This is a genomic window from Vibrio fujianensis, from assembly GCF_002749895.1.
Lineage (GTDB): Bacteria > Pseudomonadota > Gammaproteobacteria > Enterobacterales > Vibrionaceae > Vibrio > Vibrio fujianensis.
Genome location: NZ_NBUS01000043.1, coordinates 157,309 through 166,353, shown reverse-complemented (window position 1 = coordinate 166,353; position 9,045 = coordinate 157,309). Strand labels below are relative to the sequence as shown.

The following is a 9,045-nucleotide window of genomic DNA, read 5'->3' as shown; positions in this document are numbered from 1 at the left end:
TTGTTGGGCAAGGCCCAACAGACGGTTCGTTTCACCAGCCATGGCAGATACAACCACAACAACTTGATTCCCATCATTTTTTGCTTTAATGATGTGTTCAGCAACGGTATATATTCTCTCAATAGAGCCGACCGACGTTCCACCGAACTTTTGTACGATAAGGGGATTTTTCACCAGTATTCACCTTCCCAAGACAAAGTCTCATGGCCCCAACAATGAATCAATTGCTTGATGAGTCATTGAGGGATATAAACAACAAAACCAAGTGGATAACTGGTTTTGTTTAAAACAACGCCAATTACACCACTTGGTTAACCAGATAAAATTACGCTCAATCAAAAGATAATTGATTGAGCGTAACTTATCACTATGTTATAGACGCTCTGCAATCCAAGCGTCAACAGACTCTAAAGCAGAAGGAAGCGCTTTGGCGTCACTCCCTCCCGCTTGTGCCATATCAGGGCGGCCGCCCCCTTTACCACCAACTTGTAGTGCAACCATATTAACCAAATCTCCGGCTTTCACTTTGCTGGTCAAATCTTTGGTCACTCCTGCAATCAAGCCGACTTTATCATCCACGACATTACCTAACATGATAATACCGCTACCTAGCTGATTTTTTAATTCATCAACCATCCCACGTAGTGCTTTATTATCAGCACCATTGAGTTGTGCAACAAGCACTTTAACCCCAGCGATCTCTTTCACTTGATCGGTTAAGGATGCGCTTGCTTGGGTCGCCAATTTATCTTTCAACTGCTGGATTTCTTTCTCAAGTTGCTTCACTTTATGGGCAGTTTCAGAGAGTTTTTCTTCGTATTTACGTTGCTGATTCTCTAAAGCATCGAGAGCGACTTCACCGGTAACCGCTTCAATGCGACGAATGCCAGCCGCGATACCGCCTTCGGACAGAATCTTAAATAAGCCAATATCTCCTGTATGTGAGGCATGAATACCACCACATAATTCGGTTGAAAAGTCACCCATGGAAAGAACGCGCACTTGCTCATCATACTTTTCACCAAAGAGTGCCATCGCCCCTTTCTGTTTCGCCGCTTCAATGTCCATGATCGCCGTTTCAATCACATGATTACGACGAATTTGGCTATTAACTAAGCGCTCAACGTCTTTAAGCTCATCAGTGGTCATCGCTTCAAGGTGTGAGAAGTCAAAGCGCAAGCCTTCTGCTTTAACGAGTGAACCTTTTTGGGCAACATGTTCACCCAACACTTGACGCAATGCCGCATGCAATAAGTGAGTGGCTGAATGGTTTAGTGAAATTGCAGCACGGCGCTTGGCATCAACGATCGCTTCAACCTGATCTTCTTTGGCCATAACCCCCTCTTGTAACAAGCCGTAATGGGCTATGGCATGACCTAATTTCTGAGTATCTTCGACTTGAAATAGCCCCGACGCTGTTTTTAACACGCCGGTATCACCACATTGGCCACCCGATTCAGCGTAAAACGGCGTTTTCTCCAGTACCACAATGGCCTTATCACCCGCCGATAACGCATTGACCTCTTGACCATCAACAAACATCGCTAATACTGAGCTTGCCTGTTGCACTGCGTTATAACCACAGAATTCAGACTGGCCCTCAACCTTAATCAAACGATTATAGTCTGTACCAAAGTGCCCTGCTTCACGAGCGCGTTGACGCTGCTCTTCCATTGCGGTTTCAAAACCCGCTTCATCAATGGTAAAGCCTCGTTCACGTGCTACATCATTAGTTAAATCGGCTGGAAAGCCATAAGTATCATACAGTTTGAAAACCGTTTCACCATCCAGCTCTTGACCCGTTAAGGCATCTAACGCGTCATTAAGAATCGCCAGTCCTCGTTCAAGAGTACGACCAAAGTTTTCTTCTTCAATACGAAGGATTTTTTCAACCAACGCTTGCTGTTTATGCAACTCTTTGCCTGCACTACCCATAACGTCAATGAGTGGTGTCACCAGCTTGTAGAAAAATGCGCCTTGAGCACCCAGTTTATTACCATGACGAACGGCACGGCGAATAATCCGGCGTAATACATAGCCACGCCCTTCGTTCGACGGCATTACACCATCGACAATTAAGAAAGCACATGAACGGATATGGTCGGCTAACACACGCAATGATTGATTGGTCAGGTCTTGATACCCAATCACTTCGGCGGCCGCTTTGATCAAGGTTTGGAAAACATCAATCTCATAGTTAGAGTGGACGCCTTGAACAATCGCAGAAATCCGTTCAATCCCCATTCCAGTATCGACCGACGGTTTCGGTAACGGCTCCATTTTTCCATCGGCATGGCGATTAAACTGCATAAACACCACGTTCCAGATTTCAATAAAACGATCACCATCTTCTTCTGCTGATCCTGGAGGCCCACCCAAAATGTGTTCACCATGATCATAAAATATTTCGGTACAAGGACCGCAAGGGCCGGTATCACCCATTTGCCAGAAGTTGTCCGACTCGTAAGCTTTCCCTCCAGGTTTGTCACCAATGCGGATAATGCGATCTTGTGGAATACCGACTTTTTGATGCCAAATATCAAAGGCTTCATCGTCCGTTTGATACACGGTAACCAATAAGCGTTCTTTAGGTAACTGAAGAACTTCGGTGAGAAATTCCCATGCATACTGAATCGCATCTTCTTTGAAATAGTCACCAAAACTGAAGTTACCCAACATTTCAAAAAAAGTATGGTGACGAGCAGTAAAGCCAACGTTTTCTAGATCATTATGCTTACCACCAGCACGTACACAACGTTGAGCGGTTGTCGCTCGCGTATAAGCGCGTTTTTCTAGGCCAAGAAAACAATCTTTAAATTGGTTCATTCCTGCGTTAGTAAATAGCAGGGTCGGATCATTAGTAGGCACCAATGATGAACTATCAACGATCTGGTGCCCTTTACTTTCAAAGAATGAGAGGTACGCGCGGCGAACCTCATCGGTGCTCATATACATGCAGCTCTTCCTGAATGACTCAAGTTAGAATTTTGAGCTATTGTAAAGCATGGATAAGGCTTCGACTAGTTTTCTTAATTAAAAGAGGAAAATTGCAAAACATAGCCTCTCAAAAACAAGGCTGGGGTGGGATCATCAGCGTCAAGCAGACTCATTTTCAATCTCACTCAAATCAGATAATGCGTACTGAATTTGCTCAAAACTAAACCCACGATACTGTAAAAAGCGAATACGCTTTGCTTGCGTTTTTCTGTCGATAGAAGCGCAAGAGTTAAATTTTTTATCTGCCGCCTGCTTGGCGAGTTCAAACCAGTCGATCTCTACTTGCGAAAAGGCGATGACGATCAGATCATCACTGACTCGATTTTGTTGTAAAGATTGACGAATCCGTCTCTCACCATGTCCTTTACTGATATGCTGACGAATAACACTAAGTGCGTAGCGTAAATCATCGATATAACCATAGTGCTGGCAGTATAAAATGGCTTGCTCAACATCTGAGTGCGAAAATCCTTTCATCAAAAGCTTTTGCATCAGTTCATATTGGCTATGATCTCGCCGACTTAACAATCCCAGCGCACTCTCTTGGCAACGTCTTTGGGGCTTAAGTTCTCCTTTGCTGTGAGGAAGAAAAGACATATCGAATGCTCCAATTGTAAAAAAACCCTGCAAAGCAGGGCTAAATAAACCAGATAAAACCGCACTTACAATTCGTCTTGCTCAGGTACAATCCCAAACTCAGGCTCTTCAACTGCAATTTGTTCTGGACTTAGTAACATTTCACGTAACTTGCTATCAATCGTTTTAGCAGCTTCAGGATTTTCTCGTAAGAATTTACAAGCATTGGCTTTACCTTGACCAATTTTATCGCCGTTGTAACTATACCAAGCGCCCGCTTTTTCAATCAGCTTATGTTTGACCCCCAGATCGACAAGTTCACCTTCTCGGTTAAAGCCTTGGCCATACATGATTTGGGTATTCGCTTCTTTAAATGGTGCCGCTATTTTATTTTTAACCACTTTAATACGAGTTTCGTTACCAACAACCTCGTCACCCTCTTTTATGGCACCGGTACGGCGAATATCAAGACGAACCGAAGCATAGAATTTTAGTGCGTTACCACCGGTTGTGGTTTCTGGGTTACCAAACATCACACCAATTTTCATCCGAATTTGGTTGATGAAGATACACATACAATTAGACTGTTTGAGGTTACCTGTTAATTTACGCATTGCTTGAGAAAGCATACGCGCCTGAAGCCCCATGTGGCTATCCCCCATTTCACCTTCAATTTCAGCTTTTGGGGTTAATGCCGCCACAGAGTCGACAACGATAACATCCACGGCTCCTGAACGCGCTAGCGCATCACAGATTTCCAGCGCTTGTTCACCCGTATCAGGCTGGGATACCAAAAGTTCATCAATATTCACGCCCAATTTGCGTGCATAGACAGGATCAAGTGCGTGTTCTGCATCAATAAAAGCACAGGTTTTACCTTCTCGCTGTGCAGAAGCAATCAATTCAAGGGTTAGTGTGGTTTTACCTGAAGATTCAGGGCCAAACACTTCCACAATTCGCCCCATTGGCAAACCACCCGCACCTAATGCGATATCGAGAGAAAGAGAACCGGTTGAAATGGTTTCAACATCCATGGCTCGGTTATCACCGAGGCGCATGATCGAGCCTTTACCGAATTGCTTTTCAATTTGACCAAGCGCGGCGGCCAATGCTTTTTGTTTATTCTCGTCCATTACTTTCTCCAGACTGTCACCTAAATGGTGAGCGGTGAATGCTTAGATAGTGTGTCGACAGATTCGTCAATTTGCTACTCATTATACTGTTGATTCATACAGTGTCCAGAGCTGTGTAGAAAAATTTGTGTTTGACCTCAAGTTAACTGAGCGCAGGTAAATAATCCGCTATGGTTTGTAATGCATGAATCATCGCCTGTTGACGAACTTGCGCTCGATCGCCAGTAAAATGCCTTGTCTCAATTTTTTGCCAACCTTGTGTATCAGCCCAAGCAAAGCAAACCGTTCCAACCGGTTTCTCTTCACTACCACCATCCGGGCCAGCAATTCCACTGATCGCCACTCCCATTGTCGCACGTGAATGCGCCAGCGCCCCTTGTACCATTTCTTGTACCACCGGCTCAGAAACCGCGCCAAATTTAGCCAATGTTTCGCTTTGCACACCAATCATCTCTTGTTTGGCCTGATTACTATAGGTAACAAAAGCACGATCAAACCAAGCCGAACTGCCCGGAATGTCGGTAATGGCAAAAGCAACCCCGCCGCCGGTACACGACTCGGCACTGGTTAACACCTGGTGACTTCGTAATAGCTGTTGGCCTAATTGCTGGCTTAATGAAAATAGCGTTGTCATGTTTCTCTCCATTGATACGGATTAGGTATATACCCTTAGCACAATTCGAGTGATGAGAACATACCATGGGCAACATAAGCGTACCCATGCAAGGCTGTAATATATAACATGAAGTTATATTTCAAACATTAGACTATCAGCATCTAAGAATGGCCAACGGATCACGTGTGGGGTACTTTGCTGCTCACCAAAAAAATAACCGACTTGTGGTGTTGCGAAGGTATGATCGCCGCGAGTCAACGGTTGTTCGCTTAATGCTCGGTGGGTTAATTTCGCTTCCCAGTGATCATCACTTTGCCATCCTAACGGTGCCAATTCAACACGCACTTCCGCGCCAACCGGGTTGATAGAAATAACCTCAAATGGTAACGATGCTTGGCTGTTAGGCTTGCGCGACAAAGTTAACTCATGGCTGCGGACATAAAGCTTGCCAGAGTGACAAATGGCTTGTTGTTTTGGTGGCAAGATAAATGCCTGACCATTAGCCCACTGCTCATGTTGCCACTCGGCTTGGAACACATTCACATTACCAAAGAAATCGAACACAAACCGACTGTTAGGTTGAGCATAAAGCTGTACGGGAGAGTCAATCTGCTCAATCCGTCCATCACTCATCACCACGACACGATCTGACAGTTCTAATGCTTCGTCTTGATCATGGGTGACAAAAACACTGGTAAAGCTCAATTCATCATGTAGGTTACGTAACCAGCGGCGTAACTCTTTACGTACCTTGGCATCTAATGCTCCAAAAGGCTCATCGAGTAGCAATACTTCAGGTTGGGTCGCTAACGCGCGTGCTAATGCAATACGTTGCTTTTGTCCTCCAGAAAGTTGCTCTGGATAACGCTCAGCGAGATGCCCTAACTGAACAATGTCTAATAACTGTTTTACGCGCTGAGCGATCACTGCAGCTGGCGGCCTTTTGCGTCGTTCCATCACTTGTAAACCAAAAGCGACATTATCTGCCACCGTCATATGGCGAAAGAGCGCATAATTTTGAAAGACAAATCCGACGCGACGCTCACGAACATGCACATTGGTCACGTTTCTATTACCAAAGTGAATCGTGCCGCTATCCGCTCCTTCTAAACCAGCAATGATCCGTAATAGCGTAGTTTTCCCTGATCCAGATGGCCCAAGCAGACCGACCATCTCTCCATCATCAATATGTAAAGAGAGCGGGGAAATGGCTTGAAATTGACCAAAGTTTTTGCAGATATTATCTAAACGTATACTCATACCGTCCCTTGCTCACTGTTGTTTTTTATCTGGTTATATTCTTGTCGCCATTCCACATAGGCTTTAAAGATAAGGGTTAATAAGGCGATAAAGGCTAATAATGAGGCACTCGCGAATGCAGCTTCCGATTGATAATCTTCATAAAGTAATTGCACGTGCAGTGGCAAGGTGTTGGTTTCGCCACGAATATTACCGGAAACGACCGCGACGGCACCAAATTCACCAATCGCTCGCGCATTGGTTAAAATCACCCCATAAATGAGTGCCCACTTGATATTAGGCAAAGTAACACGGCGAAACAGTTGCCACCACGATGCGCCCAAAATGACTGCCGCCTCTTCATCAGATCGTCCTTGTTGCTGCATTAATGGAATTAATTCACGCGCGACAAAAGGACAAGTCACAAAAATGGTCACCAACACAATCCCCGGCCAAGCGAACATGACTTGTAAATCACGTTCAAACAACCATGCTCCTAACCAACCGCTGCTGCCATACAACAGTAGATACAACAGCCCAGCCACAACAGGGGAAACCGCAAAAGGAATATCAATTAACGTCACTAGTATTTTTCGGCCGTGAAATTCAAAGCGTGTTACCGCCCAAGCCAGCAACACACCAAATACTAAATTAACCGGTACCGTCAGTAGTGCGACCATCAAGGTTAAACCAATCGCATGACGTGTATCCGCGGCAAGTAAACTCTTTAAGTAATTGGATAAACCACTAGCAAAGGCTTGCTGAAAAATGCTGACCAAAGGAATAATCAATAATAAGGTCACCCAAAATAGCGCCAATGTAATCAAACTCCATTTAACCCAAGGGCTTTCACCGACACGTCGGGGTTGATGTCCACTCATCTTTTTTATTCCTTAACGTCCATGAATACGACGCAGATAAGCGCCTTGCCATACATTGATAGCAAACAACAATAATAAAGAAGTGATCAACACTACTGACGCAATCGCACTGGCCGCAGGGAAATCAAACTCTTGCAAACGCACAAAAATCATTAATGAGGTAATTTCACTCACATAAGGCATATTGCCTGCAATAAAAATGACTGCGCCAAACTCCCCCAAACTACGTGTAAACGATAAAGCAACGCCGACCAAAAGCGCAGGGCGAATCGACGGCATAATCACTTTCCAAAAAACCGTGCTATCTGAAGCCCCCAGAGTCATCCCTGCCTCTTCTTCTTGTTTAGATATGTCTTCTAATACGGGTTGAACCGTGCGAACGACAAACGGAATACTGGTAAATGTCATTGCCAACACAATACCAAGCGGGGTATAAGCGATTTTAATTCCCAATGATTCCAGAATACTTCCCACCCAACCGTTTGATGAATAGAGTGTTGCTAAGGTTATCCCAGCAACGGCCGTCGGCAACGCAAAAGGTAAATCGACCAAGGCATCGAGAATTCGCTTACCATAAAAATCATAACGAACCAGTACCCAAGCTAACAGCAGACCAAGTAGCCCATTAAAAATCGAAGCCATGAGCGCCGCTCCAATCGTCACTTTATAACTGGCCACCACACGAGGGTCTGTAATCACTTGCCAATAGTCACTCCATGACATTTGACTGGTTTGCATAATCAAGCCACTGGCCGGAAGCAGTAATATCAAACTGATAAAAAATAGTGATGTACCGAGGCTGATCCCAAAACCTGGCAGCACTCTTTGATGTCGTGGCCGAACGGTAGCGGCAGTAAGAGTATGACTCATAAGCCCTCTTAAACTCTATTAAGCAAAAAGAGCCACTCGACTGGCAAGTGGCAAGATCGATTAACGACGTTGCAATTGGTCTAGCTTTGCTCCATTCGCAAAATGCATTTTCATCGCGTTATCCCAACCGCCTGCGATACTTTCAACCGTCAGCAATTCCACCTCCGGAAAATGATCGGCAAATTCGCTTTTGACCGTTTCATTGTGCACCCGATAGTTAAATCCGGCTAACAAACGCTGGGCCTCTTCACTATAGAGATATGACAAATATTCTGTTGCTACGGCATGGGTTCCTTTGCGTTGAGTCGTCTTTTCCACCACCGCGACAGGAAACTCGGCTAAGATCGAAGTTTTGGGAACCACCACTTGATAATCATCGACACCATATTGCTGACGAATATTATTCACTTCCGATTCAAAAGTGATTAAAACATCACCGATACCACGTTCAACAAATGAGGTTGTCGCGCCGCGGCCACCGGTATCAAACACGGCTACGTTAGCTAAAAATTGTTTAAGGAATTTATCTTGTGCTGCCAGAGCATCTCGGCCAAAGGTTTTTTGTGCATAGCCTAAAGCGGCGAGATAGGTATAGCGCGCATTGCCTGATGTCTTGGGATTAGGAAAAACAGAAGCAACGTCTTCTCGTGCAAGATCGTTCCAATCTTGAATATTCTTTGGGTTACCTTTACGGACTAAAAAAGCGGTGGTGGAATAATAGGGTGAGCTGGCA

Annotated in this window: 9 protein-coding genes; all 9 read right to left on the bottom strand. The window is 44.8% G+C overall.

Going from position 1 to position 9,045, the window contains the following annotated elements; all coding sequences use genetic code 11:
- The coding region (locus B7C60_RS18985; protein WP_483887763.1) for an amino acid kinase family protein at positions 1 to 174 on the bottom strand (174 nt) is incomplete at its 3' end.
- Positions 175 to 372: 198 nt separating this feature from the next.
- Entirely contained in the window at positions 373 to 2,955 is a 2,583-nt protein-coding gene (alaS, locus tag B7C60_RS11570) for an alanine--tRNA ligase (protein WP_099611787.1), read from the bottom strand.
- A 141-nt stretch (positions 2,956 to 3,096) separates the two neighbouring features.
- On the bottom strand, positions 3,097 to 3,594 hold the full coding sequence (gene recX / locus B7C60_RS11565) for a recombination regulator RecX (RefSeq protein ID WP_099611786.1): 498 nt from the start codon (positions 3,592 to 3,594) through the stop codon (positions 3,097 to 3,099).
- Positions 3,595 to 3,659: 65 nt separating this feature from the next.
- On the bottom strand, positions 3,660 to 4,706 hold the full coding sequence (recA, locus tag B7C60_RS11560) for a recombinase RecA (protein ID WP_099611785.1): 1,047 nt from the start codon (positions 4,704 to 4,706) through the stop codon (positions 3,660 to 3,662).
- A 142-nt stretch (positions 4,707 to 4,848) separates the two neighbouring features.
- Positions 4,849 to 5,340 (bottom strand): nicotinamide-nucleotide amidase, encoded by a 492-nt coding sequence (gene pncC, locus B7C60_RS11555; RefSeq protein WP_099611784.1) that lies wholly within the window; start codon positions 5,338 to 5,340, stop codon positions 4,849 to 4,851.
- Between the two features lie 114 nt (positions 5,341 to 5,454).
- Positions 5,455 to 6,582: a sulfate/molybdate ABC transporter ATP-binding protein gene (locus tag B7C60_RS11550; protein WP_099611783.1), complete on the bottom strand. Its 1,128-nt coding sequence runs from the start codon at positions 6,580 to 6,582 to the stop codon at positions 5,455 to 5,457.
- Positions 6,579 to 7,442 (bottom strand): sulfate ABC transporter permease subunit CysW, encoded by an 864-nt coding sequence (cysW, locus tag B7C60_RS11545; RefSeq protein WP_099611782.1) that lies wholly within the window; start codon positions 7,440 to 7,442, stop codon positions 6,579 to 6,581. The genes B7C60_RS11550 and cysW overlap by 4 nt, the downstream gene beginning before the upstream one ends.
- Before the next feature lie 12 nt (positions 7,443 to 7,454).
- On the bottom strand, positions 7,455 to 8,312 hold the full coding sequence (cysT, locus tag B7C60_RS11540) for a sulfate/thiosulfate ABC transporter permease CysT (protein ID WP_099611781.1): 858 nt from the start codon (positions 8,310 to 8,312) through the stop codon (positions 7,455 to 7,457).
- A gap of 60 nt (positions 8,313 to 8,372) precedes the next feature.
- Positions 8,373 to 9,045 (bottom strand): thiosulfate ABC transporter substrate-binding protein CysP (cysP, locus tag B7C60_RS11535; RefSeq protein WP_245869247.1); only part of this gene is annotated, 673 nt, incomplete at its 5' end.